Here is a 25,889-nt window from a genome sequence, read left to right on the forward strand (position 1 = left end):
TTCCCCTATCACGCAAGTTGCATTGCTCTCCGATCGACTGCTTCCGGCGGGGACTCCCTGATCATTCCGCGACCTCCTTGAGCGTGAACCGGAACGCAGCGCCCGCTTCCGTGGTGCCGGGCACCCGATCCTCGACCCAGATACGCCCGCCGTAACGCTCCAGGAGCGTGCGGCAGATGTAGAGGCCGAGCCCCTCCCCCCGTGCCCGGGTCCGCCCTCGTTCGAACCGGCGGAAGATCGACTCCTTCAGTTCGTCGGGAACGCCGGGGCCGGTGTCGGCCACGGTGACGACGATGCTGCCGTCGAGCGTCTCGGCCGAGATAGTAATAACGACGTCGGGGCCGCCGAACTTGACGGCATTCCCGATGAGATTGTGGAAGACTTCGGCAAGGAGATCGTCCGCCCAGACCGTGCGAGAGACTCCTTCATACCCGATCCCGGCTTCGGGGAAGTTCTTTTGTTCGCTGACGATCACGCCGTGAAGGTCGATCGGCTTCAGCGGCGCATGTTCCTGATGAATTTTGCGGATCATTGCAACATTCGCCAGAATCTCCGTGCTTTTATCGATACTCCCCTTCATCTTCCGGACATATGTTTTGGGTTCCCCTTCGAGGATCTGCATCAGCAGGTCAGTGTACAGGATGGTGACGCAGTTGGCGTTCCTGATGTCGTGCGTGAGGATGTCCAGGTACAGGTTCGCTTCGCGGTTTGCCGCCTCCAGCTGCTTATACAGCGTTCCGCGCAGGATGCCGGCCCCGATCTCCTTGCTGATCGCCTCCATGAGCCATCGGGCGTCCGGGGGCACCCGCTCTCCTGCCGAACTCCCGATTGCCAGCGCTCCCATGATTCTCGACTCGGCCATGAGCGGAATCCAGGTGAGGGCGGAAACCCCGAAAACGTCCAGAATAGCCTTCTCCGCTTCATCCGTCTGTGCCCCGGCGGGGATGGAGAGATGTCTGCCTGCAACGAAGACCTTGTTGAAGGGGCGCTGGAATATATCGAGGGTCTTCAACCCGATTGATCGCTCCATGCCCCGCTGGCTCGCGAGAGTCGCAATGTTCAGTTCCCGGTCCAGCAGGTAGATGGCGCCGATATCGAAGTTCAGGAGGGCGAGGGAGGTATCGAGCGCGGACTCGACCAGCTCGTCGAGCGTGAGAGCCGATGCCGAGACGCCGATCAGCCGGTTCAGCATGGAGAGCTCCGAGCCCCGGCGCTGTATGGCCTCCTGTGCCTGCTTGCGCTCAGAGATGTCACGGAAGACGACCATAATCGACGGTTGCCCATCGTAGAGTATGGGGGCCGCCGTGACCTCGACCCAGATGACCCGGCCTTCGACGGTCAGGCTCACCTCTTCGAATACCGGGATACCTGTGCCCTCCTGCAGCATCCGGCGGATCCGTTCGGCGACGAAACCCTGGTAATCGGGGTGGACGAACATACCAAGCGGCTTGCCTACGACGTCTTCAGGCCCCTTCCCCCCTGCAATCCGGATGCCGGCAGGATTCACGTAGACGATGTTGCCGTCGGTCCGGTGAACGACGACGGCCTCCGGCATGAGTTCGACGAGGGTGCGGTAGCGCTCCTCGCTCTCGCGCAGAGCCTCCTCTGCCCTTTTCTGCTCCGTGATGTCGCGTGCCGCAGCAAAGACGCCTGCGACCCTCCCTTCTTCGTCGCGGTAGACGGAGGCGTTATAGAGCACCGGAATCGTATGCCCGTCGCGATGCCGGATCTCCAGCGGGTAGTCCCGCACCTGCCCTTCCGCAAAGACCCTCCGGTATCCCGCCTTTGCGCCAGGAGGATCGGTGAAGTAATCGGAGAAGTCCGTTCCTATCAGCTCTTCGCGTGCATAGCCTGTCGCCTGCTCGGTGGCAGTATTGACGTCGGTGATCCTTCCGTCGGGGCCGATGGCGGCGAGCGGGTCGGGATTGGCTTCGATGAGGCTCCTGTTGTAGGCGTTTGCTGCTTTGAGCCCCTCTTCCGCCTGCTTCTGCTCGGTGATATCGATCCCCGACCCCATCGCAGAGAGCGGTTTCCCTTCCTCATCGGTGACCATGGAGAGGGCAAGTTGCATGGGGAAGGTCGACCCGTCCCGGCGTCGCCCCTCGGTCTCCCCGGACCAGGTGCCGACCCGGAGGAACTCGTCTATGATCCGGTTTGCCTCCGCCGGGTCGGCCCAGAGCACCGATGTCGGCTGCCCGAGAATCTCGTCCTCCCGCTCCCACCCGTGTATGGCGAGGAAGGCGCGGTTGACATAGATGATCCTCCCGTCGAGACCGACGAGGGAGATGGCGTCGAGCGACGATGCTATCGCCATATCCTTGATCCTGAGCTCCTGCTCGGCCCGCTTGCGCTCGGTGATATCCTGCGCGAACTCGATGAGACCGATAAGCTCCCCGTTCTCGTCGGTGACGGGATGCCCCCGGAGGAAGAAGACCCTCCCGTCGGGAGTGGCGATCTCGGTTTCCTGGGGCTGCCCGGTCTCCCGGGCAATAACGACAGGGCATATGTCGCAGACACCTGTACGGTTGTGCCATATCTCGTAGCATCGATGCCCGACCAGGTCCTCCGGTTCCCTGCCGAGGAACGCGGCGGCGGCGCGGTTGACCCAGAGCACCCTGAGATCCGTGTCATAGTAGGCGAACATCTCGGCCGTCGAGTCGAGAATCAGGCCCTTCTCCCGTTCTGACCGCCGCAGGGCCTCTTCGGTCCGCTTTCGCTCCGTGATGTCCCACGCGTTTATCACAAAGCCCCTGATGTGAGGATCGTCAAGGAGGTTGGTCACGATTGCCTCGATCACGTGCGTGCCGCGCGGGCCCCTGAAGCGGACCTCGAGCTGCCCGCTCCCCCCCGGGCTCTCTGCCAGGGTCGATACCATCTCCTCCACCCGCGGCAGATCCTCGGGCTGGATCATATCGAACGCATGCTTCCCGATCAGCGTATCGGGCGCAAAGCCGTCCAACCGCTCGATAGGCGGGCTCGCAAACCGGATCGTTAACTGATCGTCGATAATGAGGATGAATTCGGAGCCCTTCTCGATGAGGGCCCGGAACGTCTTTTCGCTCTCTCGCAGGTCGGCCTCCGCCCGGTGCCGCTGGAGAGCGATCGAAGCAAGGCTCCGGAAGACCTCGACGGCCCGGAAATTGACCTCTCCACCCTCCCGCCGGGTGAGTATCACGGCCGACCCGAAGATTTCGCCTTTCTAGGTGAACGGGATGCAGTACATTGCCCCAAGACCGGCAATATCCTCGAATTTACGGCAGATCTCCCGGGAGATCTGCCCGAGGGCGACTTCCTGCAGCCCTCCTTTCACCTCCTCGATCTCGCCGCGGGTCATGATCGCCCGGATATGCGGTGGGATTTCGAGCGAGATCCCGGTGAGGTCCTCCCCGAAGGTCTCGATGATCTCCGGCAGGAACGGCTCGATGCCGAAGAACGCTCGCGGGTTCAGGGTGCCCGCCCGGATATCGGCGGCGCTCACGATGACGACGGCACCGGGCGCGAGTTCGTGGAGGTAGGCGCCGATTGCGGAGAAGACGTCGGCCTCGGGCGGCATCGCAGCAAGTTCCGTCGCCGCCCGGGAGAGGAAGGCCTGATCGCCCGATCTCCGCCGCACCTCTCCTTCGGCGGCCTCCCGGCGGGTGACGTCGCGGAACCGGACGAGCCAGTCCCCGGTCGCTTCCACCTGCCTGGAGGAGAAGGCATACCACCTCTCCCGGCAGGCCGAGGATACCCTGGCCGTGATCTCCCCGGACTCGGTGCGGTTCTGCAGCAGCGAGAGGATCCGCTCCCTCTGGTCCCCGTCCGCTTCCGGAAGGATTCGGTCGGCGACGATGCGGGCCGCATCCGCACCGCGGGCGTCATCGGCGGAGATCCCGGCGAGGCGCTCCATGGAAGGGGTGATGGTGCGGATGTTCATGTTGGAATCGGCGAGGATGACGGCATCTTCCGTGGCTTCCAGTATCTGCAGTATCTCGGGTCGCACCTCCATGTCCGGCTCAGTGATCCGCATACGGCCCAGCCCCGCCCGCAGGATCGTCATCGGCAGGGAGTTCCTCGTGCAGGGTTCTCCACGGGGATAACGTCATAGAAAGTATATAATAGTCTGTCTGCCGGCCCGTCCGGGCAGCCAGCCCACCCTTTTTGTGCGCCGGGGAGATCTCGATACGGCAAGACCTTTGGGCTCCGTCCAGGCATGTGCGGGAACGGCTGGAATAATGGGAGGACTTGAAAGCGGAGGGAATATAACCCAAGAAGTAAATGCGAGGGGTGAGATTCGAACTCACGAACTCCTACGAGACCAGGCCCTCAACCTGGCGCCTTTGACCTGGCTTGGCAACCCTCGCCCTGTTCCTCTCTATATAACGCATTGCAACATAAAATATCTTGCTCTGCGGGAACCGGGCCTCTCACGGACGAGATGGCCGCACGTCCCCGTGTGGCCTTCCCGTTATGCGCATACCCGTGCTCCGGCGTCCCCTGAACGTCTTCGATGCGTATTTATGCGCCCGCTTCCAACGATCCCGCATGTGGGCTGACATCTCACGGGAGTTCGCCGATTCGCCGTCCCAGAGCCGCGTCGTCCGGTTCCTGCTGGAGAACGGGTTCGGCATCAATGAAGAGGGGCGCATCGTCTGCAACGGCATCGAGATCCCGGCCACGCACGTCGGCAGGGCGATCGAGACCGACCGCAGGGTCGTCGACGCCACAGCCCGCCGCATTCTCGAGAACCCGGAACTTCGGGAGGTCTTTATCCGGATGCGTGCCGCGCCCGACCTCTCCCGGGTCGCCGAGGCCCTCGGCCTCTCGGTCATCACGCTCTACCCGAAGGACGCGCACCAGAAGGGGATCGTCGGCGCGGCGGTCGAGGTTCTCGTCGAACACGACCTCTCCATCCGCCAGATCTTCGTCACCGATCCCTACCTCGCAGAAGAGCCCAAACTCGTGATGATCGTGGACGAACCAAGGGTCCCGGCATCGGTCTACGAACGCCTGCGTGCGCTCCCGCAGGTAAAACAGTTGATCATCTGAAAAGCTCCATCTCCTGCCCGAGCCGGCGGATCCGCTCCCTCTGCCTTCGCGGGAGGGCGATTGAACGCTGCAGCCGCTCCTCGAGCGTGATGACGCGGGTTCCCTTCACCAGGTTGTCCGCGTGGGCGACGATCTTCTCCTCAAGCGTTCTTGGCATGCAGTCGCGCGGCGTCAGATCGAGGGCCGCACACTCGTCCGCCGTCAGCCCGGCGCCGATGTGCCGCTCGACGATGGCGACGACGGCTTCGTCAAGACCGAACGACCGGCATATCGCGCCGCCCGCTTCGGCGTGGCGAAGGTCGTGCGTCACTCCCCGGCCGATATCGTGGAGGAGGGCCCCGGCCTCGATGAGGTCGCGATCGACCGACGGGCCGGAGGCGTAGGCGAGCGCAAGGTCGCGCACCGCCCGGCAGTGTGCGATGACCCCTTCGGAGCACCCGGCGCGCCTGAGGAGGGCGATGCAGTCCTCTTCACGCACTCCCGAGGCTCTCCTTGATCTTATCGACCCTTCTCCTGAGGGCGCTGGCGATGAGTTCGTTGTCGAAGTGCTCGAGCATCTCCTCGCAGTTCGGGCACTCGAAGTTCCAGTTCGCCGCATCCGTGAAGGTATAGACGACGCTGCAGTTTCTGCACATGTAAAAGTCGTTCTTCTCCTCGTAGGTGAGCCGGGCATTGAGGTGCTCGAGCACGTCCCGGACCTCCTCCTCGAGCACGTCATAAACACGGTCCAGGCGGAGGTGCCAGAGGTAGGTGAGCCAGCCGGTCTCGGTGTTCTTCAGCCGCCGGTACTCGGCGAGGCGTTTCTCGTAGAGCGTGTAAAGGGTGTGGCGAACGGTGTTGAGGTTGACCCCGGTCATCTCGGCAAGTTCCTCGTCACTGTGCTCTCCTCCTTCGGGGAACCGCCTGAGAAGCTCGATTCCATCCTCCCCGATCATGCGCAGAATGTAGGCGTTGATTGCCGGATCGTTTAACAGTTCAGTGACGGATACCATGCTCAAATCTCTCCCATAACGGATAATCGTATAATAGTATATGTTCCAGCATCGATGTTTAGCATACTCTGCTTTTAATCTTTAATTCTCTTTTCCCGTGTCCGGGGGGCGGTCCCCCTCTCCCGCCGGAGGCGGGGCCGTGCCCACCGCTCATTCCCCGATGAGCCTCCGGACTGCCGCGGTGTTCCTCTCGAGATCCGCGTATGCCGCTGTTTCCGTCTCTCCGCAGCCAAAGACGCTCACGACGGCGTGGCCCTCCTCGAACTCGGTTCCGGGCCAGGGTATATCGGCGATCCGGGGCGCAAGTGCAGAAAGATCGACGTCGAGACGCATATCCCGCTCCGCAAAGAGGATCCGCCGGACCGCGACCTGCCGCGGTGCAGGCACCGCCGCCGGGATCACCCCGCGGCAGGCGTCCATGTGCATGGCAAAGACGCTCCTTTCGATCGCCATCTCGACCGTATCCAGGGTGGCCTGGAACCGGGGATTGATCTCGATCGCCCAGGGTTTCTCGCCCGCCACAAAATCGATCCCGACCGAGCCCACGCACCCGCTTGCGGCAGCGATTTGCTCTGCCGCCGCGATCATCTCCCCGGCAAGGGGATGGGAGAACGGGGTGAGCGACCCGGCAAACCCGTGCGCGGATTCCCCCTCGCCCCGCAGGAGCTGCCGGTTGACCGCGACGGCCCGCGCCCGCCGGCCGTCGGCGACGCAGGAGACGCTTGAGGGGACTCCGTCGACGAGGTGCTGTGCGATGTAGGGGACGTCCGGCCAGGCCTCCTCCCACCGGCGGAGGTCTTCTGCGGTCCTCGCGACCGCGTTCCTCCATCCTCCCGCTCCCCGGCGCGGTTTGACCATCACCGGAAACCGATCGCTCGCTGCGAGCGGCGGGACCGGCACGTCCAGCCCCTCGAAGAACCGCTGGATCTCCAGTTTGTCGAGGAACCGCTCCACTTTCGCAGGCGGCGTGCCGTAGAGCGGGATCGTCGTCCCGACGGCCTCGGCGCCCGAGGCGACGACCAGCACGTCGACCGGGTGGCGGGAGGCGAGTTCGACGATCTTCTCCGGAAGTTCGGCGAGTTCGTCGAACGAGAGGCAGTCCTCCGTGTACCACCCGAGATCCTGGTCGCAGAAGTGGTCGACGGCGTAGACCGTGTAGCCGGCCCGGCGGGCCGACTGCGCCACGTGCCGCGTGGCGAACCCCGCAACCAGAACCCGGCCCGTCACCGCTCCACCGTCTTCTTCCCGACCTTCGTTGGTTCGATCCGGATCTTCGCGTCCGGGTACTCCCGGTTGAGCTCCTTCCCCTCGAAGAGGTGGTCGAGGAAGAGGGCGAGGCTCGAGATCTCGGAGTGGGGCTGGGTGGTCACCGAGACGTTGTAGTCGGCAAGTCCATAGATGTCGCCCGGGACCTTCTCCGCCCCCACCACGACGAGCACCCGCTCCTCGCCGCGGATCTCGTCGATGACGTCGGTCATCCGGAGCCCGTACATCGTGAGGTGGGCGACTTTGCCGCCGGCGGCCTTCCAGTCCTGGATGCACCGCCGCCACTTCACGTCGTTCTCCACGAAGAAGCCCCCTCCCCACCGGGAGGCGACGTCCGTTATGCTCGTGACCACCCCGGGATCGTCTGCGGCGAGGTACATTCCACGGGCACCGAGCGCCCGAGCCGCGAGCCCGACGTGGGTAGTCACCCGCTGGTCGCGTTCGGGCCGGTGGCCTATCCGGAGCACGGCTACTTCGGGCATAGCCTTACTCATCTCTCCTTTTTGCCCTGACGACACCGTTCTCGATGACGAACGGCAGGTCATCCCTGGTGTGCCGGCACTGGCACTCGATCAGCGACTCCTGAATGGAGAGGAGGCGCACCGTCCCCTCTGCCTGCCGGACCAGGAGGTAACGCTCGAGACGCTCGAGCGACGCCGTCACCGCACCGGGCTCAAAACCAGTGGCTGCTACCAGGTCTTCGACCGTAATGCCGCCGGTTTCGGGAATCCGGTGATATACGGTCCAATCCAGATCTTCCTCACGCACACCTATTCTTTTTTCCGGGCGGACCGATATAGTTATTCATGCACCGCCCGCACCGTTCCGGCTCTGTAGGCCGGTATCCGGGCAGGGCTGCACGAGGTATGGTGGGAACCGAGTATGGTCGATTATGTGGAACTGGCGGAACTTGCCGACAGGCTCTTTGAGGCGAGCGACGACGACGACGAACTTTTTGCCCGGATGCTGGATACGCTTGACGCGGAGACCCGGGGAGCGCTGCTCTCCTCCGACCTCCTCAACGCGTACCAGGTCTTTTACTACTACTTCCGGGAAACGCCGGACGAGCTGACGAAGGAGCGGCTGCAGCTCCACGCGGCATCGGACCTCGCCCGGGGGATCGTCATCGACGAGGTCGATATCTACGAGGTTGTCTTTTCACTGGAAGGCGGAGAGCCTGTCGTCCTCATCACCGACGGCGAGAACACGCTCGCACGGTTCGAAGGAGAGCAGGCATACACGGAGATGGTCAGGTACCTGGATGAGTCCCTTTAGTGGTCCGTTTCGCCTAAAATTTCCGCTTTGTTGAAACCCTCTTCAGTTTCCATTCTTACCCTGCTGAGGCTGGTGCCGGGCCCGGCTTGTCCCCAGGATCGGCCTTTTTCTCGGGCCTGTCCTCATGCCGTGGACCGTGGTGGCCAGCGCATCTGACGATGCTCGAACTCCCGCCGTCCCGCCGGTCGTTTATCGCCATTGGGGGAACGACTGTCCGCAGGACAGGAGTTCGAGAAACCCAAAGGGTTTCGCTGTGGGGCCGACGGGGAGTACGAGCGAAGCGAGCTTGAGCACCGGAGGTGCAAGGGGGTCTCCCCCTCCCCTGTCTCCATCCCACAAGTAGACGTGTAACCCCACCCCGCCCGGCCTCCGGCCTCCTCAGACGCACCTGCGGTGCTCGAACTCCTGCCGTTCCGGCAGTCGTTCCCCGCCCCAGGGGCGGGGGCAGTCATGGCGATACCCGGTGGAAAGCCGTGCTCCGGAGTGTGACCATCGGGAGAGGCAGATCCGGGTTCAACAAAGCCGAACGTTCCCCTGTTCTGCGGGAGGGCATAGCGCCCGCCCCCCACACGCCAAAATTCCTAACATAAAGTGACAAGATGCACTAGACCGGTGGTCTGCCAGAAACCCTGCGGGTTTCTTCAACTCCTGCTCCGAAGCCTGATGGCTTCTCATGCTCCGTTCCGTTGGAACGTCGCACCCTACCGCCAGTCGTTTCCGGCAGTGATCAGCCGTTCGTCGACGTTCGCCCGCACGATCGGCGGGAGATCCCCCCACCGGATCACCGCGTCATCGATGACGGCGAGCACGCCTAAAACACCGATCCCGGAGAGGCCGTCGAGGACCGAGGTGTCGTCCGCCGTGATCCGGTTGCAGATAGCCGTCGCCCAGGCGTCCGCGACGGCGACGTCGGTGGCAAAGACCGTCACGGCGTCGGCGGTGCCGAAACTGATGGACGGGCCCACCGTCGCCGACGAGGTGCAGATGCCGAGGATCTCATTCTGCGGCGGGAGCAGGAACGCAATCCGCCCGCTCAGGGGCGATGCTCCCGCATAGATGCCGATCTTCACCTCGCGATCGCTTGCAAGAGCAATGTCCCCCCCGTTGTCGACGAGGGCAAACGCCGCCCCGTCCTCGACCATGGCCTCCACGCCGGCCCAGGCTATCGCACCCGCCACCGCCGCCATGGGGCCGATCCCGGCCTCTGCCGCGGCCCGGGCCATGCGATCGGGGGTCCTCTCCGGGATCTTCGGGATGTACGGCTCGAGCGTTGCCGCAAAATAGGGGTCCCGGGCGATCTGCCGCTCGACCTCCTGCCGGGCGGCCAGCATCCCGGATTTTGCCGCCTCGATCGCTCCGGGGTCCTCGGCGAGGATCGTCGTGATCGTCTGCCGGAACTCGAAATGCTCCCGGATCATCCCTGCTGCGAGAGGGCGCCGTGAGGGCACGCCTGGATGCATTTGCCGCAGAGGACGCACCGCTCGGATTTCACCCGGAGACGCCACTCTTCGTCGAAGGAGAAGACCTCCTGGGGGCAGATGCTGATGCAGGCCCCGCAGTCGACGCACTCCTCCTCGTCGCGGACGACGGCGTTCTCCATCACGCGGACCGTGACCCCCATCTCCTCGAGGCGCTGCCGGACCAGGTCGGCGTCCTTATCCGGGATGTCGATCAGCATCTCGCCAGCCATCGAATCGATGTTGGCCTTCTCGACGTTGACGAGGACGCCGGTCTCCGTCACCACCCGGGCGATCACCGGTTCTCTCCCCGGGTCGTGCTGTCCCCTCCGGGAGAACGCCAGCAGGAGTTTCATCGCCGCCGCCTCCCGCCGAAGAGCTTTCCGAGATCGATCGCCGAGAGGATGCCGACCACCCGGTTCGTCGCGTCAACCACGGGAAGCGCGCTGATGTTGTTTTGCTCCAGTTTCCGGGCGGCGATGTCCACCGGCTCGTCGGCTGTCGTCTTGATCACCTTCCGGGTCATGATGTCCTTCACCTGCCGCAGCCTCCCGTCCGTCACCACTGCCTTCGAGACGTCGTAGGTGGTGATGATCCCGACCAGCGTGCCGTTCCCATCGAGGACCGGGAGATGGTTCGTCTCGTCCCGCAGAAGCCGCTTTGCCGCCACCCGGATCTCCTCGTCTTCCGTGATGCTGATCACCTGCCGGTTCATGATGTCGCGGACGCGGGGGGTGACGGCCGTCTCCCGCATGGGCTTTGAGCGCTTTGCCGGGTCGATCCGCCGGGTGGGAAGTGCAAGTTCCATCTTCCCCGCCTCAATCCAGGCCTTCAGTTCCTGTGCCACCGCCCGTGCCTGCCGGTAGCTGGAGAGCGACGACGTCCGGACGGTCTCGCCGCCGATCTCGACGGACCCGCTCCTTAAGTCGGCGTAACTGACCGTTGCGAGCGACGGCCGGTCCCGCCGGGGCGTGCCGAAATCGATGATGTCGGTCAGGATATCCTCGTCCCGCACTGCGGTGCTCCGGACGATCCCGGTATCGAGCACCGGTATCGGGATGCCGACGCCGACATACATCGTCACGCCGTAGCCGTTCATCACCGCGGCGCGCAGGAACTCCTGCCGCATCTGCTTCATGTCCCCGGCGACCATCAGGTTCCCGAATCCGCCGCCCGCCGAGTGCTGGGTGCCTTCTCCGACGATCATGCCCTCTCCCCCGGCAAGGAAGATCGGGACGCCGCTCCCGATGACCCGGAAGCCGGGGTCGTTTGCGAGCGGCGAGAGGGTTCCTGCGCCGGAGTAGGAGACGTTGCCGCACCGCGGGAGGAGCGTCCCCATGTAGGTGTTGAGTGTCCGGTCGGTGGCGTTCGAGGCTGCGTTGTAGCGCTGGAAGGCGTTTCTCGGGTTGACCATGACCGCCTGGTTCATGTCATCGAGCAGCAGTTCCGTCGTGATGCTCCGGCGCGGGTAGCAGTCGGTCCCGCGGGAGGTTGCCCGCAGTTCGACGGTGCCCCCTGCCACGAGTTCTTCGAGGACGTGGGCGCCGCCGTAGAGGTGGTCTTTGGACTCGGCCTCCTCTGTTGCGCCCAGGTAGGCGTCGACCGCCGCGATTCCTGCATATGCTTCAACGTCGTTGAGCCAGACGCGCTCCATCCGGATGGGGGGGTCGGCGTGCCCGAAGTTGAAGAAGGCACCGGTAGAGCACATTGCCCCGAACGTCCCGGTCGTGACGACGTCGACCTCCGCCAGTGCCCCTTCCTCTCCCAGCTCGTCGACGATGCCCGGCATCTCTTCGGCGGTAACGATTCGTGCAGTACCGTCGCGTATCCGGGCATTGATGAGGTCGAGGGACTTTTCCATGAACGTATATTCATTTTGGAATATTTATAGGTGTTGATTATTACTTTAGGTAATATTGTGCGGGGGTACGCAGGCATTCGGGCAGGGTCGATCCGGTGTAGCCTTCAAAAGATGCGCATCAGGCGTTTCTTCCCATTCGGGCCGAAAAAAGAGGTGGGGTTTTCCGCGTTCAGTCCCGCCTGTGCAGGGCAACGACGAGGCCGAGGATGCCGAGCGCCCCCACCACGGCAAAGGGCGCTACGCCCGCGTGGGGTGCCTGGGTCGGCACGGGCGAGAGCGAGGCTGAGGCCGAGGCGGTGCTTCCGGCACCGACCTGGACGCTGGTCGACCAGTCGCTGTAACCGCCGAGCGCCACCCTGACCGCGTGGGTGCCGGTGGAAATGCCGTCGACGGTCAGCGGGGTGATGCCCTTATAGGCGTTGTCGATGTAGACCTCGGCCCCCGACGGGGAGGAGGTGACCGAGATCGAGCCCGTCGAGGTCGACTGGCCGGGCTGGAGCGTCGCGGTGACGTGGCTCGTTGTCGCCCCGCTGACGACGACCCCTGTCGTGTAGTCCTGGTAGCCGGAAAGGGCTACCCTGACGGTATGGGAGCCGACCACGACGTTCGAGATCGTGTACACTCCGGCCGAGGGGGTCTTGCCCTGGTACTTGTCGTCAAGGAAGACGTCTGCCCCTGCCGGGTAGGAGACCACGTCGATAGCGCCGGTGGTCTCGGAGGGAACGGCCGTCAGGTAAGCGTTGACGTAACTGGTCACACCGGGGCTCACGGTCACGGTCGACTTCCAGCCGTAGTAGCCGGAAAGGTCGAGCTCGAGGTTGTGCTTCGCGGCCGAGACGCTCGTGAGCGTCAGGGGCGTCCGGCCCTTATAGACGCCGTCCATGTAGACGTACGCGCCGGAAGGGGAGGAAGTGACCTTGATCGACCCGTACTGCTCGATCGGGGTCAGGGTGAACTTGATGTTCGACTGCTGCCCCGCCTTGACCGTGACGGTGGCATAATCGGACTGGTAGCCCGAGTGATCGGCCTCAAGGGAGTAGGTGCCCGGGGAGAGGTCCTTGATCGTGAGCGGCGCAACGCCCCGGTAGTTCCCGTTCAGGTAGATTGCCGAACCCGAGGGGCTCGACGTGACGTAGATCGAGCCGGAGGTCTCGACCGGCTGCAGCGTCGCGTAAACGTCTACGGTCTGGCCTGCCGCGGGGCTCGAGGGCAGGCTGCCGGAGTACGAGTGGTAGCCGCTCTTCTCGACGCGGTAGGAGCTGTAGGGCGTCCCGGTGGAGTAGACCGGGACATCGAGCGATCCCCCGTACGTAGTGCCCTGGTACTGTCCGTCGAAGTACACGTCGGCACCGTCGACGTTGCAGTGGACGCGGTACCATCCTTCATCTCCCCCTATCTGTGCGGATACGGCAGGGATGCCGGCGCAGATGACGAGGAGCGTCATTCCGATGATGAGAGTTCTCAACATGATCCATCTCCGATAGACGATAAGCGAATATCGGGTTTTTCGGGGATAACTATTTCCATTTGATCTACCCATTCTCCTCGGCCTTTCGACGATATCGGGCCTTTTGCCCCAGAAAGAGATCAAAACGTCCTGTAACACGAACGTTCGCCCGGCCCGAACGGCCGCCGGCGCCCTCGTTCATCCTTTTTATCCGGGGACGTCTAAACGGGGTACTGCATGGATATCCTGAGGTTCATCGCCGCACTGGAGCAGGTCGCTCCGCCCGAACTGGCCGAAGAATACGATGCCGGGAGGATCGGCCTCGTCGTCGAGGGGAAGGACGAGATCGAGACCGTCTGCTGTGCGCTCGATGCCACGCAGAAGGTCGTGGATGCCGCAGTTCTCGCCGGCGCCGATATGCTGGTCGTCCACCATACGCCCCTCTGGAGCCCGGTCACGGCGGTCAGGGGCCCGACGTCGCACCTGCTCCGGGCACTCCTCTCCGCCGATATGAACCTCTACGTCATGCACACGAACTTCGACCATGCCGAGGGCGGGGTCAACGACGTCCTGGCATCAAGGCTCGGTCTTTCGCGGACGGAGCGGATGGCCGCCGGCCTCGTCGGCGACTGCTCCCTCGATGCCCGGGAGATCGCCCGCCGCCTCCCCGGCGGGGGGATCCGGGTTTACGGGGAAACCGGGACGATCCGGCGGCTCGCCGTCGTGGGGGGGAGCGGGTTCGATCCCGACCTGATCGGGGAGGCCGTCGACCTCGGGGCGGAAGCGTTCCTCTCGGCGGAACTCAAGCACAGCACGGCCCGTGCATCGCCCATACCCTGCCTCGAAGCCACCCACTACGCGCTCGAGGCCCCTGCCATGGAAGTTCTCGCGTCCCGCATGGGGTGGCATTATATCCCTGATCCGCCACACGTAGTGGTAGTTCCATGAGGGGCATCTGGCAGAGGATCGAGCGGGACCGGGCGCTGACGCCGGAGTTCCGCACCTGCATCGAGCGTGTCTACGGGGAGCGGGGAAGAAAAGCGCTCGAAGCCGTCGACGAAGGGCAGGTAAAACGTTACCGCGACTTCTTCATCGTTGTGGGCCGGAGCAACGAGTATATCGTCGAAGGCGACTTCTGCACCTGCAGCGACTTTCTCTTCCGGGGACGCGAATGCTGGCACATCCTTGCGGTACGCATCGCCGAGCGGACGGGATTATATGAATCCTACGACCTCTGGTACCAGGACACCTGGAAACCTTGAACAATCTGCACAAACAACTATATCGGTCACAATCATACCAATTTATGCTGCGTGATTTTCAATGCTCGAGGAAGAATATACGCTCGATTATTTCAGGTCCGAAGGGTTTGAGCGGAAGGTCTGCAAGAGTTGCGGGGCGGCCTTCTGGACCCGGGACCCCGAACAAGAGTTCTGCGGCGACGCTCCGTGTGTAACGTATAACTTCATCGGCAACCCGGTCTTCAAACCCCATAGCGTTGATGAGATGCGGGAGGCGTTCCTCTCGTTCTTTGAGCGGCACGGTCATACACGCCTCGAACGATACCCCGTAGCCGCCCGGTGGAGAGACGATATTTATCTCACCATCGCGTCCATCGCCGACTTCCAGCCGTTTGTCACGAGCGGGGTCGTCCCCCCGCCGGCGAACCCGCTGACCATCTCCCAGCCCTGCATCCGGTTAAACGACCTCGACTCCGTCGGAAGGTCGGGGCGCCACCTGACGCTCTTTGAGATGATGGCGCATCACGCCTTCAACACCCCCGAGGAGCAGATCTACTGGAAGGATGAGACGGTCGCCCTCTGCGACGAGTTCATCATGTCCATCGGGGGCGATCTCGACCGGGTCAGCTACAAGGAGCACCCGTGGTACGGCGGCGGGAACGCCGGCGCCTCCGTCGAGGTGCTCATCGGCGGCCTCGAGGTCGCGACGCTGGTCTTCATGAACCTCGGGCGGCAGAAGACCGATCAGCCGCCCGTCGACGTGAACGGGGTGCCCTACTACCCGATGCGGCTCAAGATCGTGGATACCGGCTACGGCCTTGAACGGTTCGTCTGGGCTTCGAAGGGTTCGCCGACGATCTACGACGCGGTATTCCCGGAGATGGTGAGCCGCCTGATGCATTCGGCCCATCTCGAGAACCTCCTCGACAACCCCGAGTTCACGAAGATCATGGGGCTCAGCGCCCGGTTCGCCGGGGTCATGGACATCTCCGGGACGAACCTTTACAACCTCCGCAAAAAGGTCGCCGAGGCGATCGACGTACCCGTCGAACGGCTGGAGCGGATCGTCGTCCCGATCGAGAAGGTCTACTCGATCGCCGATCACACCCGCTGCCTCGCCTACATGCTCGGCGACTGCATCGTCCCCTCGAATGTCCGGGAGGGGTATCTCGCCCGGCTCGTGCTTCGCCGGACGCTCCGGATGATGAACGACCTCTCGATGGATGACGACCTCGCCGACCTGATCGAGGCGCAGATGCAGATCGTGGGAGTCGAGAACTTCGAGCAGGACGCCGATGTGGTCAGGGAGATCGTGGAGAACGAGGAGGCGAGGTACGCAAGCACTCTCGAGCGCGGGACCCGGATCGTCCAGAAGATCGCCCGGAACTACAAGGCAAAGAGTTCCCGGGTTCCCCTCACGGAAGTCATCACCCTCTACGATTCGCACGGCATCCCGCCCGAGATGATAAGGGATGTCGCTGCCGCCGAGGGTGCCGTCGTGGAGATCCCCGACAACTTCTACTCGCTGATCGCCGAGTCTCACTCGGAGGCGCAGAAGGAGGTGAAGGGCGAGGACCCGCTTGCCCGCTACCGCGAGCGGGCGAAAGCGCTCCCCCCGACAAAGAAGCTCTATTACGAACTCCCGAACGAGATCGAGTTCGAAGCGATGGTGCTGGACTACTTCGACGGGATGGCGGTGCTGGACCAGACGCTCTTCTATCCCGAGGGCGGCGGCCAGCCGTCCGATACCGGCACCCTGGTAACGTCCGAGAGCATGGTGCGGGTGGAGGAAGCCGTGAAACTCGGAGAGGTCATCCTCCACCGGGTCACGGGCGGTCCCCTGAAGCGGGGCGACCGGGTGAAGGGCATGGTCGACGAGGAGCGCCGGTGGTCGCTGATGCGCCACCACACGGCGACCCACGTTCTCCTCCACGCCGCTCAGCAGGTGCTCGGCGTCCACGTGCACCAGGCGGGCGCCCAGAAGGGGAGCGACGCTTCCCGCCTGGACATCCGGCATTACACGCATATCACGCCTGAAGAGCTCAGGAGAATCGAGATTGAGGCGAACCGCCTGGTCATGGCCGACACGCCGGTCTATGTCCATGTCGAGGAGCGGACGAAGGCCGAACAGAAGTACGGGTTCGGCCTCTACCAGGGCGGCGTCCCGCCGGGCCGGGAGATCAGGACGGTGCAGGTCGGCGCCGACGTGCAGGCGTGTGCGGGAACGCACGTCCGGACGACCGGCGAGATCGGGCCGATCCGGATCCTCGGCGTCGAGCATATCCAGGACGGCGTGGAGCGGCTGGTCTTTGCGGCCGGTATCGCCGCCGTGCATGCCGTGCAGCGCATGGAGGAACTCCTCCAGGCGTCCGCCGACGTGGTGAGCGTCCAGCCCGAGAACCTGCCGGCAACGGTAGCGCGGTTCTTTGGTGAGTGGAAGGAGCAGAAGAAAGAGATCGAACGTCTCCGGAAGAAGGTGGTGGACCTCGAGATGCGCAGTCTCGACGGCGAGATGGTGGACGGGGTCAGGGTCGTCGTCAGGCAGGTGGATGCGGCCCAGAAGGAGCTCGTCGCGCTCGCCACCACCGTCGCCGACGAGGGCGGCGTGGCGCTCTTTGCGTCGGGAGACGGTAACGTGAAGGTTGTGGCAGCGTCGGGCGCACCGGCGGTGAACGCCGTCGATATCGTGCGGGAGGCCTGCGGCATCCTCGGCGGGAAGGGCGGCGGCAAGCCGAACCTTGCGCAGGGCGCAGGCCCGGACATCTCCCGGCTCGAAGAGGCGCTCGAGCACGGGCGCAACAGAATTATCGAAGCACTCCATGGCTGACGATGTGGTAGTTATCCAGCCGGGCGATGAGCGGGCACAGAAGATCGCCCGGGCAATGGCGAGCCAGACGGCGAACGCGATCATCCAGGCCTTCGGCGGCGGGCCGCTGACGTCGTCGGAGGTTGCCCGGCAGATGAAGATCCCGATCACCACCGCTTCCTACCACATCGAAAACCTCCTCGACGCCGGGCTTCTTGAGGTAATGGAGACCCGCTGGAGCGAGAAAGGGCGCGAGGTGAAGGTCTACGGCCTCGCGAACCAGGTCCTCATCATCGCGTCGCCGGCAAGCGATCTCCGGTCGGTGTTGCAGAAGTACGCGACGCTCTTTGGAGTCGTCGTCCTCGCGAGCCTCGGGCTCTGGGCAATCCTCCCGGCGGTGCTGCCGCTCGGCGGCTTTTCGCCCGCCCCAAGGTTGGTTTCCGAAAACGGGGAGAAATACACCGGCGGCACCGGTGAGGACGTCTCGACGCTCCAGAGCCCCGCCTTCGATGGCGCCGGGGTGCCGCCGGTCCACGACCTGGTGATGGGTTTCTTCTTCGGCGCCTGTGCGGTGCTGCTGGCGCTGCTGGTCTACGAGGTCTACTACTGGTGGCGCACCTCCCCGCGCTGCAGGGTGGAAAATGAGCCCGAGCAGGTAAAAAAAGTCAGGTGAGAGGTTTTCGGGTTTTTATCGCCGCCCCCCTGCAACTCCGGCTTGTGGCTGTTTTCCGGTTCCTGCTTCAACTTTTGCCCCGCATTTTGGGCATCGCGTCTTCTTCGGGTTGATCTCTGCACCGCAACTGTAGCATTTCGGCATGGTGTCTCACCACACTGCGCCTGATGCTGTTCTTATGTCATAAGGGTATCCTATGGAGAATCCTGTCACGGCCCCTGCTGCAGGCCGACGTGCGCCGTATTGCCTACCGGCCCGTATGATGGCCCGGTCTCCGTGTTCTCCGGAGGGGGCTGGCAGGGATCGGGACGCGGGCATCGCGATCGTCCGTACCATCTGTGCACCCTTTCAACCCGTTTTTCCGGCTCTTTTTGTCCAATATCCTCTGATGTTGATTCTCCGGGATTTTTTTGTGCCCGACATATATTTGAATATGGATAAAAATATAACACCTGCTCGTCAACCATGATCCATGCTCGCCATCGTCCCGGAGATTGACCCGGAGGTCTTCTCGCTGGTCGTAATCCCGGTGTTCATCTTTCTCGCGCGTATCTGCGACGTTACCATCGGGACGATGCGGATCATCTTCGTCTCCCGGGGGATGAAGGTGATCGCCCCGGTCCTTGGATTCTTCGAGATCTTCATCTGGATCGTTGCCGTCGGCCAGATCTTTCAGAACCTCACGAACCCCTTCAACTACTTCGCCTACGCGGCCGGGTTCGCCGCCGGGAACTACATCGGGATGCTTGTCGAGGAACGGCTGGCGATGGGGCTTGCGCTCATCCGAATCATCACCCAGCGGGATGCAACGAACCTCATCGACTACCTCCGCGCCGCCGGCTACGGGGTGACGGTCTTCGACGCCCAGGGGAAACAGGGTCCCGGCAAGGTTCTCTTCTCGGTGGTCAAGAGAAAGAACATCCGCGACGTGGAGGACGCCATCCACGAGTTCAACCCCAAGGCGTTCTACTCGATCGAGGACGTGCGGCGGGCGGCGGAGGGGACGTTCCCGGTCACCGTGCCGGGCCCGACCCCGTTCTCCTTTGGGAGAGTCATCCGGAAGGGGAAGTGACCCCTCCGTAGGTTATCCGGTAGACGGCGTTCGCCCGGTCGTCCGAGACCAGGAGCGAACCGTCGTTTGCCACCTCGACGTCAACCGGCCGTCCCCATGCATCGCCCTCCTGGAGCCAGCCCTCCGCAAAGACGTCGTAGGAGACGGGCGTGCTGTTCTCGAGTTCGACCATCGTCACCCGGTAGCCGATCGGCTCCGCCCGGTTCCAGGAACCGTGCTCGGCGATGAAGATCCTGTTCTCGTATTCCCTCGTGAACTGCTCGCCGGTGTAGAACCGCATGCCAAGCGCAGCCACGTGCGGCCCGAGTTCCTGCTCCGGCGGCGTGAACTCGCTGCATGACCGCTCCGCCCCGAACTCCGGGTCGGGGATCGACCGCCCGTGGCAGTAGGGGAACCCGAAGTGCATCCCGCTCTCCGGCGCCCGGTTCAGCTCGTCTGGCGGGACGTTCTCGCCGAGCCAGTCCCGGCCGTTGTCGGTGAACCATAATACACCGGTATCCGGGTGCCAGTCGAACCCCACGGTGTTCCTGATGCCCCGTGCATAGACCTCGAGATCGGTCCCGTCCGGGTTCATCCGGAGGATGGTGCCGAACCGCTCGTCGTCGGGGTCGCAGACGTTGCAGGGCACGCCTACAGGGATGTAGAGTTTCCCGTCGGGCCCGAAGGCGATGAACTTCCACCCGTGCGACGCGTCGTCCGGGAAGGCGTAGCTCACCACCGCCGCCTCGGGCGGGTCGGCAAGGTTCGCCTCGATATCGTCGTAGCGCAGGATGCGGCCGATCTCGGCAACGTAGAGGGAGCCGTTCCGGAGCGCAACCCCGTTCGGGGAGTCGAGACCGTTCGCGATGACGATCACTTCATCGCCCTTACCGTCGCCGTCGCGGTCGGGTATGGCGTAGACGTTCCCGGGGCCGCGGCTCCCGACGAAGAGCGTCCCGTTCGGGGACATGGTCATCGATCGCGCCCCGGTGACGTTCCCGGCATAGACGTCGATCGCAAAGCCCGGCGGGAGGGTGATCGTATCGAGCGGCAGGGTGCCGGCGGTGCCCCCCGGGGGCATCACGACGGCCACGGCGATGCCGAGGAGGGCGAGCACCGCAACCGCGGCAAGGATGATAACAGTCCGGCGTGTCATGGAGGGTCATCTCCGGGACTCCGGATGGCGGGAGGGTATATAGGGGTTACTCACGCGAACCGCCGGATGCCGGCAAGCGGCGGGAGGACCACCGCCTCGCCGTCCACCTCCACCACCGGCTGCAGGGTGCTCGGATCCACGCGGCGGAGGATGGGCGAGAGGAAGTCCCGGCTTCTTACGTAGTTGATCGTGACGCCGGGAGAGAGCGGGTTGAAGGCCGGCATCACGATGATGTCTTTACCCCTCACCACGCCCTCCCCGTAGAGGAAACAGGGGAACCGGGCGAGATCGATCTCGATCGCCGGATGGTCGTGGCCGATGATCAGCGTCCCGTGGTCGTCGACCGCCTGATCGCCGTGGACCACCGTATAGCCGCCGCGGTCGTAGCGTTCGACCGCCCCCCCTGCGACCGTGGGAAGCATGGCGTCGTGCGATCCCCGGACAAGGACGGCCTCGCACTCGGCCCGAAGGGTCGCAAGGATCGCCGAGAACGTCTCCCTAACGTCCCGGCTCACCCGGTTGAAGGCGTGGAAGATGTCCCCGTCGAGGACGAAGACCGCCGGAGCGAACCGGCGGAGGATCGCCTCGAACCGTTCGAGCAGCGTCTCCTCCTCGTGGAGCGGGAAGTGGAGGCCCTGGCGGTAGAGCGTCTCCGCCAGCCCGATATGGACGTCGGAGACGACGCAGAGGGAGAGTTCCCTGACGTAGAGCGCGCCCTTATAAAAGCCGAACCGGGAGAGGAGTTCGGCCTCACCGACCGCGCTCATGCCGCCGCCTCACCTCCGATGCTGCTCATCACCCGGCGCTGGAACTCGCGGAGCATCGAGAGCCGGTCCTGCGCGTAGACCGCGTCGGAGACCCCGAGCGTCGCGATCCCGAACGCGAGCGGGCTCGGGGACGCGGCGCGGGTCAGGACGACCTCGATTGCGCACGCACCGATGCCGTCGACGATCCGCCGGATGTTCTCGACCTCGAACCGGTCCTCGATCACCTCGCGGTAGGTCTCCCGCATCACGGCGAAGCCGTCGAGCCGTTTGGCAAACGCTATCAGCATGTCGGCGCTCACCTGCTGGCGCCGGGCGCTCCTTCTTTTGCCCATGTAGTTACGGAGGATCATGAACGACCGGGCCGCGTTGATCCGGAAGACCCGCTTTAAGAGCTGGGTATCCCCGACGGCCTCCTCGAGGATCTCGCTGCATTCGTCGGCCCGGATGCCCCCGATGATGCGCACGGGGTCGGCTCTCTTCTCCAGCGGAATCGAGACCAGAAACCCGGTGTCGCTGATCCCGACCGAGACGTTCGTCGTGACGTCCCGCGCGATCATGAAGGCGACGATCCGGGAGAACCCGTCGTTGAACCGCAGCCCGTAGTTGGTCATGAAGTAGTAGAGGCGGCGGTGGTTCTCCCGGTCGACCTGCTCCTCGACGACGATCCGGCCGGGCGTGGGGACGGCCAGATCGCCCATGTAGCGCACCTGCTGCTCGAAGATCGCGCAGATGCTCCGGGCGCTGTTCTCGTCGATCGGGTACCCGGCAAGGAGCGTATCGACGAGGTCTTCCGTCCCCATCGTCTGCATCGCACGAAGCATCGTCTCCTTGAACCGGAGGACATGGAGGCCGAGATCGAACGAGAGCGGGAGTTTCTCGGAGAACCAGCTCGGTATCGTCGGCCGGTCGGTCGTCGGATCGACGTAGAGTTTCCCGCCCCGGCGGTAGGCGAACTTGTAGCGCCGCCCCCCGAGGACGAAGACGTCGCCCTTGTTCATCCGCTCCAGGTATTTCTCGTCCAGGTTGCCGGCAAACGCCCCGTCCCGGGTGAGGACGTCGCAGGAGAACTCATCAGGGATGGTCCCGGAGTTTAAGAAGTAGATCATCCGGGCGTTCCGCCCTCGCTTTCGAACCGTCCCCTCCTCCGCGTCGTGCCATATCTTCGCGTAGATCCGCCGCTCCTCGAGCCCCGCATACTCCCCCGCGAGGTAGCGGACGACGCTCATGAGGTCTTCCTCCTCGAGGTTCTGGTAGCAGTGGGACCGGCGGACGACCTCGAGCATCGTATCAACCTGCGTCGTCCCCTCGAGCGCCATCCCGAAGACGTGCTGGGCGAGGACGTCGAGACAGTTCTCCGGGATGTGGATCCGGTCGACGAACCCGCTCTGCCCCTCCCGGAGCATCACCGCGCACTCGACGAGCTCGTCGCGATCGAGGACGACGATCCTCCCTTTGACCACCTCGCCGAGGCGGTGCCCGGCCCGCCCGATCCGCTGGAGGAGCGCCGCCACGGACTTGGGCGATCCCACCTGGAGGACGAGGTCGACGTGGGGCATGTCGACCCCGAGTTCGAGCGATGTGGAGGTCGTCACCACCTTCACCCTCCCTGACTTGAGTTTCTCCTCGACGGCAAGCCTCCCCTCTGTCCCCATCGAGCCGTGATGGCACCCCGTGTTCTCTTCCGTGTAGCACTCCGGGTAGCGGACACGGAGGTTGTGGAGGATCCGCTCGGCGCCGTTCCTGGTGTTCGTGAAGACGAGCGTGTTGCTGTGATCCTCTACGAGGCGGTGGATGGTCGCGTAAAGGTGCCGCGAGAGGTCTTCGGGTGTGGTGTCGATGAGATCGGGGACCGGACAGAGGAGCTCCAGGTCGAACTCCCGCGCGAACCGGGTATCGACGATCTCCACCTCGCGCCCGGCGCCGACCAGGAACCGGCCTACCTCCTCGAGAGGCTCGATCGTCGCCGAGCACCCGATTCGGGTAAAGCCACCGCCCGCCTCCTTCACCAGTTCCTCCAGGCGCTCGAGGCTCACCGAGAGGTGGACGCCGCGTTTCGAGCCTGCAAGGGAGTGAATCTCGTCGACGACGACCCACCGGACAGTCCGGAGGCTCTCGCGGAACTTCGGGGAGTTCAAGAGGATCCCGAGGGTCTCGGGGGTGATGTTGAGGATGTGGGGGGGTTTTCGCGCCATCTTTGCTTTATCTGCTATCGAGACGTCCCCGTGCCGGATCGCGTGCCGTATGGGTGTGTGATCGATCCCCCGCCCGCGGGCGATCTCCCGGACCCCCTCGAGCGGCTGGCTGAGGTTCTTGTGGATGTCGTTTGCGAGCGACTTGAGCGGTGAGATGTAAAGGCAGTAGACGCTGTCCTCGAGCCCCTCCGTCCGTGCCCGGACAAAGAGGTCGTCGATGATCGCAAGGAACGCCGAGAGGGTCTTTCCCGACCCGGTCGGCGAACAGATGAGGACGTTCTTTCCGTCGTGGATGAGCGGGACCGCCATCCGTTGCGGCGGCGTGAGACGCCCCTCCAGTCGTTGCATGCACCATTCCTGTACGTTTTCGTCGAGGAGACCGAGGATCTCCTCATCAGAATGCCCTGCCGGCCGCTTCTCCATCCCTTCACCTGCTGTTGTCCCCCGGGTTCTGCCGTGCGCCCTCCCGCATACCGGTGCGGGAAACGGCAGGCCCGCGTAATCCCTGATCTGTCCCTTGTTTGGGAGAATTTACCAACATCGGCGCGGTGAGGTGGCGAAAGGGAAAAACAGTGCTGTAGAATTGGATTCAAACAGCAGTTGCTCCCTTTCTTCGGCCGGAACGCCGCGCCGAATTTTGTATGTATTCTGCGATCATCAAAGATAGCCTTTTGCGTATCCCGGCGTGATCGGGTGAGGTGGATGGATGTTATTTGCCGGAACTGTGCCGCGGGTTTGACGTTTAGGGTCTAAATGCGGCGATTTCCGATCCCGGTGGCAACCGGCTGCGCCTGCTCGCCCCTGAAGAATTCATTCTATCGGCTTTTCCGGCAATTGCCGCCTCCCCCCTGTGCCGGATTCCGGCAGTTCCGGGTGGCGAGAGCAATCACTCTCCGTACCGGCGCATTTGAGATATTCTAATGTATGATCTCGTGAAACCTAACAGCGGAATTACGATGACAAATCACCCGGTTAAGAACATGATGCGGTTGATGGCGACCAAGATCCGGACCATTGCGGACGTGATGTCCGACGACGAGATCGATGCGCTCCTCGCCGAGATCCTGAACGCGAATCGCATCTACACCATGGGCGCCGGGCGTTCCGGGCTCGTAGCGAAATCATTTGCCATGCGCCTGATGCACCTCGGGCTCGCCGCATTCGTCGTCGGGGAGACCGTGACCCCGGCCATGAAGCCGGGAGACGTCATTATCGTCTTCTCCGGGTCCGGCGCGACGAAGACGGTTGCGGATATCTCGGAGACCGCAAAGGAGATCGGCGGAAGGGTCTGCCTTATTACCTCAAAGAGAGACTCAAGGATAGGCCGCATCGCCGACTGCATCGTCATCATCGAGAGCCAGCGGGACAGGGTGGCCGACGAGTCTGCGGAGTTCGAGATCCGGCAGATGATGGGCGAGCACAAATCGTTCGCACCGCTCGGCACCATCTTCGAGACGACTGCCATGGTCTTTGCGGACGCGATCATATCCCGGCTGATGGAGATCACCCAGTGCAGGCCCGAAGACCTCCAGTGCCGGCACGCGAACATCGAGTGAGGTAATATCATGAACGAACACAGGTACGCCGGCCGGGTCAGGTCGGTGGAGATGTCGGGCATCCGCAAGCTCTTCGAAGCGGGGGGGCCTGATGCAATCAACCTCGGGATCGGGCAGCCGGACTTCGATACGCCCGACCATATCAAGATGGCCGCGATCGCCGCCATCAGGGAGGGGCGAACCGGCTACACGCCGAACGCCGGGATACCGGAACTGCGGGAGGCGATCTGTGAAAAGTTTGCGCGGGAGAACGGTCTTGCCTACCGGCCGGAGCAGATCCTGGTCACGGCAGGAGGGAGCGAAGCGCTTCACCTCGTCATGGAGGCGCTCGTGGATCCGGGCGACCGCGTCCTCTTCACCGACCCGGGATTCGTCTCCTACGCCGCCCTTGCGACCTTCGCCGGCGGAAAGCCCGAGGGCGTGGCGCTCGATGCCGCCCTGCACATCGATGTCGAGCGGGCGAAGGAGCAGATGGACGGAGCGCGGGTCTTCGTCCTGAACTCTCCTGCAAACCCGACGGGCGCCGTCGAGAGCGAGGAGTCTATCCGCGCCCTCGTGGAGTACGCGGGCGACCGGGGGGTCACCGTCGTTACCGACGAGGTCTACGAGCACTTCATTTACGAGAAAGAGCACGTCAGTGCGGCCCGGTTCGGCGAGGACGTCATCACCGTCAACGCCGCGAGCAAGACCTACGCCATGACCGGCTGGCGGGTCGGCTACCTCGCGGCACCCGAGGACTACATCCCGGAGTTCCTCAAGGTCCACCAGTACGCCCAGGCGTGCGCGACGTCGATATCGCAGTATGCCGCGCTCGCCGCGTACACCGGCGACCAGAGCGCGGTCGCGCGGATGCGGGAGGAGTACCGCGCACGGCGCGACCTCCTCTACGACGGGCTTTCCGGTCTCGGGTTCGATTTCCCCCGGCCGGAAGGCGCGTTCTACATGTTCGTCCCGATGGGGCGATCCCTCATCGAGAAGGCCGTCGAGAACGGCATCATCATCGTGCCGGGCTCGGCGTTCGGCTCGCGGGCACCCGAATATGCACGCTTCAGCTACGCGACCTCCCGGGAGAACCTCTCCCGGGCGATCGGGAGGCTCGAGGCGCTGATGGGGTGAGAGAA

The 25,889-nt window shown here is 63.8% G+C and carries 23 protein-coding genes and 1 tRNA gene; 9 read left to right on the plus strand and 15 right to left on the minus strand.

The window, feature by feature from the left end; translation table 11 throughout:
* Nucleotides 1–61: 61 nt before the first annotated feature.
* The 3 genes from BRA62_RS11335 to BRA62_RS11345 form a co-directional block, all read right to left on the minus strand.
* Nucleotides 62–3,175 (minus strand): PAS domain S-box protein, encoded by a 3,114-nt coding sequence (locus BRA62_RS11335; RefSeq protein ID WP_292366678.1) that lies wholly within the window; start codon nucleotides 3,173–3,175, stop codon nucleotides 62–64.
* 24 nt (nucleotides 3,176–3,199) lie between these two features.
* Nucleotides 3,200–4,039: a PAS domain-containing protein gene (locus BRA62_RS11340; RefSeq protein ID WP_292366679.1), complete on the minus strand. Its 840-nt coding sequence runs from the start codon at nucleotides 4,037–4,039 to the stop codon at nucleotides 3,200–3,202.
* 219 nt (nucleotides 4,040–4,258) lie between these two features.
* Nucleotides 4,259–4,343, minus strand: a tRNA-Leu gene (locus BRA62_RS11345).
* 181 nt (nucleotides 4,344–4,524) lie between these two features.
* Between BRA62_RS11345 and BRA62_RS11350 the strand changes: the two genes are divergently transcribed.
* Nucleotides 4,525–5,028: a regulator of amino acid metabolism, contains ACT domain protein gene (locus tag BRA62_RS11350; protein ID WP_292366680.1), complete on the plus strand. Its 504-nt coding sequence runs from the start codon at nucleotides 4,525–4,527 to the stop codon at nucleotides 5,026–5,028.
* On the opposite strand, the gene BRA62_RS11355 is transcribed toward BRA62_RS11350, so the two are convergent.
* The 5 genes from BRA62_RS11355 to BRA62_RS11375 all read right to left on the minus strand — a co-directional run bounded on the left by BRA62_RS11355 (nucleotide 5,021) and on the right by BRA62_RS11375 (nucleotide 8,054).
* Nucleotides 5,021–5,506: an HDIG domain-containing metalloprotein gene (locus tag BRA62_RS11355; protein ID WP_292366681.1), complete on the minus strand. Its 486-nt coding sequence runs from the start codon at nucleotides 5,504–5,506 to the stop codon at nucleotides 5,021–5,023. The genes BRA62_RS11350 and BRA62_RS11355 overlap by 8 nt on opposite strands.
* Entirely contained in the window at nucleotides 5,499–6,020 is a 522-nt protein-coding gene (locus tag BRA62_RS11360; RefSeq protein ID WP_292366682.1) for a transcription factor, read from the minus strand. The genes BRA62_RS11355 and BRA62_RS11360 overlap by 8 nt, the downstream gene beginning before the upstream one ends.
* A 150-nt stretch (nucleotides 6,021–6,170) precedes the next feature.
* Entirely contained in the window at nucleotides 6,171–7,247 is a 1,077-nt protein-coding gene (locus BRA62_RS11365; protein WP_292366683.1) for an ATP-grasp domain-containing protein, read from the minus strand.
* Nucleotides 7,244–7,768 (minus strand): tRNA (cytidine(56)-2'-O)-methyltransferase, encoded by a 525-nt coding sequence (locus BRA62_RS11370; RefSeq protein ID WP_292366684.1) that lies wholly within the window; start codon nucleotides 7,766–7,768, stop codon nucleotides 7,244–7,246. The genes BRA62_RS11365 and BRA62_RS11370 overlap by 4 nt, the downstream gene beginning before the upstream one ends.
* 4 nt (nucleotides 7,769–7,772) lie before the next feature.
* On the minus strand, nucleotides 7,773–8,054 hold the full coding sequence (locus BRA62_RS11375; RefSeq protein WP_292366685.1) for a MarR family transcriptional regulator: 282 nt from the start codon (nucleotides 8,052–8,054) through the stop codon (nucleotides 7,773–7,775).
* 114 nt (nucleotides 8,055–8,168) lie between these two features.
* On the opposite strand from BRA62_RS11375, the gene BRA62_RS11380 reads away from it, so the two are divergent.
* On the plus strand, nucleotides 8,169–8,561 hold the full coding sequence (locus tag BRA62_RS11380; protein WP_292366686.1) for a hypothetical protein: 393 nt from the start codon (nucleotides 8,169–8,171) through the stop codon (nucleotides 8,559–8,561).
* 701 nt (nucleotides 8,562–9,262) lie between these two features.
* Here BRA62_RS11380 and BRA62_RS11385 read toward each other — a convergent pair.
* From BRA62_RS11385 to BRA62_RS11400, 4 genes are all read right to left on the minus strand, one after another.
* Nucleotides 9,263–9,979, minus strand: coding sequence for a UPF0280 family protein (locus BRA62_RS11385; protein ID WP_349680549.1), 717 nt, complete (start codon nucleotides 9,977–9,979; stop codon nucleotides 9,263–9,265).
* Nucleotides 9,976–10,374: a 4Fe-4S binding protein gene (locus BRA62_RS11390; RefSeq protein WP_292366688.1), complete on the minus strand. Its 399-nt coding sequence runs from the start codon at nucleotides 10,372–10,374 to the stop codon at nucleotides 9,976–9,978. Before BRA62_RS11390 ends, BRA62_RS11385 begins: the two co-directional genes overlap by 4 nt.
* Nucleotides 10,371–11,879 carry a homocysteine biosynthesis protein gene (locus tag BRA62_RS11395; protein ID WP_292366690.1) on the minus strand — a complete coding sequence of 503 codons (1,509 nt, stop codon included), beginning with the start codon at nucleotides 11,877–11,879 and terminating at the stop codon, nucleotides 10,371–10,373. Before BRA62_RS11395 ends, BRA62_RS11390 begins: the two co-directional genes overlap by 4 nt.
* Before the next feature lie 169 nt (nucleotides 11,880–12,048).
* Nucleotides 12,049–13,347 carry a PEGA domain-containing protein gene (locus BRA62_RS11400; protein ID WP_292366691.1) on the minus strand — a complete coding sequence of 433 codons (1,299 nt, stop codon included), beginning with the start codon at nucleotides 13,345–13,347 and terminating at the stop codon, nucleotides 12,049–12,051.
* A 216-nt stretch (nucleotides 13,348–13,563) separates the two neighbouring features.
* Here BRA62_RS11400 and BRA62_RS11405 point away from each other — a divergent pair, with 216 nt between their 5' ends.
* The 5 genes from BRA62_RS11405 to BRA62_RS11425 all read left to right on the plus strand — a co-directional run bounded on the left by BRA62_RS11405 (nucleotide 13,564) and on the right by BRA62_RS11425 (nucleotide 19,118).
* Nucleotides 13,564–14,274, plus strand: coding sequence for a Nif3-like dinuclear metal center hexameric protein (locus BRA62_RS11405; RefSeq protein ID WP_292366693.1), 711 nt, complete (start codon nucleotides 13,564–13,566; stop codon nucleotides 14,272–14,274).
* Entirely contained in the window at nucleotides 14,271–14,588 is a 318-nt protein-coding gene (locus tag BRA62_RS11410; RefSeq protein ID WP_292366695.1) for an SWIM zinc finger family protein, read from the plus strand. The genes BRA62_RS11405 and BRA62_RS11410 overlap by 4 nt, the downstream gene beginning before the upstream one ends.
* A gap of 61 nt (nucleotides 14,589–14,649) precedes the next feature.
* Nucleotides 14,650–17,394, plus strand: coding sequence for an alanine--tRNA ligase (gene alaS, locus BRA62_RS11415; RefSeq protein WP_292366697.1), 2,745 nt, complete (start codon nucleotides 14,650–14,652; stop codon nucleotides 17,392–17,394).
* Nucleotides 17,387–18,046, plus strand: a complete 660-nt coding sequence (locus tag BRA62_RS11420) for an ArsR/SmtB family transcription factor (protein WP_292366698.1) — start codon at nucleotides 17,387–17,389, stop codon at nucleotides 18,044–18,046. The genes alaS and BRA62_RS11420 overlap by 8 nt, the downstream gene beginning before the upstream one ends.
* 472 nt (nucleotides 18,047–18,518) lie before the next feature.
* Complete coding sequence (locus BRA62_RS11425) at nucleotides 18,519–19,118, plus strand: DUF2179 domain-containing protein (protein WP_292366701.1); 600 nt, start codon at nucleotides 18,519–18,521, stop codon at nucleotides 19,116–19,118.
* On the opposite strand, the gene BRA62_RS11430 is transcribed toward BRA62_RS11425, so the two are convergent.
* The 3 genes from BRA62_RS11430 to BRA62_RS11440 are packed head-to-tail and all read right to left on the minus strand — an operon-like array spanning nucleotide 19,099 to nucleotide 23,635.
* Nucleotides 19,099–20,253, minus strand: a complete 1,155-nt coding sequence (locus tag BRA62_RS11430; RefSeq protein ID WP_292366702.1) for a PQQ-dependent sugar dehydrogenase — start codon at nucleotides 20,251–20,253, stop codon at nucleotides 19,099–19,101. The genes BRA62_RS11425 and BRA62_RS11430 overlap by 20 nt on opposite strands.
* Before the next feature lie 50 nt (nucleotides 20,254–20,303).
* Entirely contained in the window at nucleotides 20,304–21,020 is a 717-nt protein-coding gene (locus tag BRA62_RS11435) for a metallophosphoesterase (protein ID WP_292366704.1), read from the minus strand.
* Entirely contained in the window at nucleotides 21,017–23,635 is a 2,619-nt protein-coding gene (locus tag BRA62_RS11440) for an ATP-dependent helicase (protein WP_292366705.1), read from the minus strand. The genes BRA62_RS11435 and BRA62_RS11440 overlap by 4 nt, the downstream gene beginning before the upstream one ends.
* A 533-nt stretch (nucleotides 23,636–24,168) precedes the next feature.
* Between BRA62_RS11440 and hxlB the strand changes: the two genes are divergently transcribed.
* On the plus strand, nucleotides 24,169–24,768 hold the full coding sequence (gene hxlB / locus BRA62_RS11445; protein ID WP_292366707.1) for a 6-phospho-3-hexuloisomerase: 600 nt from the start codon (nucleotides 24,169–24,171) through the stop codon (nucleotides 24,766–24,768).
* 9 nt (nucleotides 24,769–24,777) lie between these two features.
* Nucleotides 24,778–25,884 (plus strand): pyridoxal phosphate-dependent aminotransferase, encoded by a 1,107-nt coding sequence (locus BRA62_RS11450; RefSeq protein ID WP_292366709.1) that lies wholly within the window; start codon nucleotides 24,778–24,780, stop codon nucleotides 25,882–25,884.
* Nucleotides 25,885–25,889: the final 5 nt, after the last annotated feature.

Origin of the sequence: Methanoculleus sp. UBA208, assembly GCF_002498065.1 — an archaeon.
Classification (GTDB): Archaea; Halobacteriota; Methanomicrobia; order Methanomicrobiales; family Methanoculleaceae; genus Methanoculleus.

Bases quoted from the DNA above. Each gene is read 5' to 3' on its own strand.
- BRA62_RS11390 (WP_292366688.1), bottom strand. From the start codon at position 10,374: ATGAAACTCCTGCTGGCGTTCTCCCGGAGGGGACAGCACGACCCGGGG.
- BRA62_RS11420 (WP_292366698.1), top strand. From the start codon at position 17,387: ATGGCTGACGATGTGGTAGTTATCCAGCCGGGCGATGAGCGGGCACAG.
- BRA62_RS11350 (WP_292366680.1), top strand. From the start codon at position 4,525: ATGTGGGCTGACATCTCACGGGAGTTCGCCGATTCGCCGTCCCAGAGC.
- alaS (WP_292366697.1), top strand. From the start codon at position 14,650: ATGCTCGAGGAAGAATATACGCTCGATTATTTCAGGTCCGAAGGGTTT.
- BRA62_RS11430 (WP_292366702.1), bottom strand. From the start codon at position 20,253: ATGACACGCCGGACTGTTATCATCCTTGCCGCGGTTGCGGTGCTCGCC.
- BRA62_RS11410 (WP_292366695.1), top strand. From the start codon at position 14,271: ATGAGGGGCATCTGGCAGAGGATCGAGCGGGACCGGGCGCTGACGCCG.
- BRA62_RS11450 (WP_292366709.1), top strand. From the start codon at position 24,778: ATGAACGAACACAGGTACGCCGGCCGGGTCAGGTCGGTGGAGATGTCG.
- BRA62_RS11370 (WP_292366684.1), bottom strand. From the start codon at position 7,768: ATGCCCGAAGTAGCCGTGCTCCGGATAGGCCACCGGCCCGAACGCGAC.
- BRA62_RS11435 (WP_292366704.1), bottom strand. From the start codon at position 21,020: ATGAGCGCGGTCGGTGAGGCCGAACTCCTCTCCCGGTTCGGCTTTTAT.
- BRA62_RS11440 (WP_292366705.1), bottom strand. From the start codon at position 23,635: ATGGAGAAGCGGCCGGCAGGGCATTCTGATGAGGAGATCCTCGGTCTC.
- BRA62_RS11400 (WP_292366691.1), bottom strand. From the start codon at position 13,347: ATGTTGAGAACTCTCATCATCGGAATGACGCTCCTCGTCATCTGCGCC.
- BRA62_RS11360 (WP_292366682.1), bottom strand. From the start codon at position 6,020: ATGGTATCCGTCACTGAACTGTTAAACGATCCGGCAATCAACGCCTAC.
- BRA62_RS11405 (WP_292366693.1), top strand. From the start codon at position 13,564: ATGGATATCCTGAGGTTCATCGCCGCACTGGAGCAGGTCGCTCCGCCC.
- hxlB (WP_292366707.1), top strand. From the start codon at position 24,169: ATGACAAATCACCCGGTTAAGAACATGATGCGGTTGATGGCGACCAAG.
- BRA62_RS11395 (WP_292366690.1), bottom strand. From the start codon at position 11,879: ATGGAAAAGTCCCTCGACCTCATCAATGCCCGGATACGCGACGGTACT.
- BRA62_RS11380 (WP_292366686.1), top strand. From the start codon at position 8,169: ATGGTCGATTATGTGGAACTGGCGGAACTTGCCGACAGGCTCTTTGAG.
- BRA62_RS11340 (WP_292366679.1), bottom strand. From the start codon at position 4,039: ATGACGATCCTGCGGGCGGGGCTGGGCCGTATGCGGATCACTGAGCCG.
- BRA62_RS11385 (WP_349680549.1), bottom strand. From the start codon at position 9,979: ATGATCCGGGAGCATTTCGAGTTCCGGCAGACGATCACGACGATCCTC.
- BRA62_RS11425 (WP_292366701.1), top strand. From the start codon at position 18,519: ATGCTCGCCATCGTCCCGGAGATTGACCCGGAGGTCTTCTCGCTGGTC.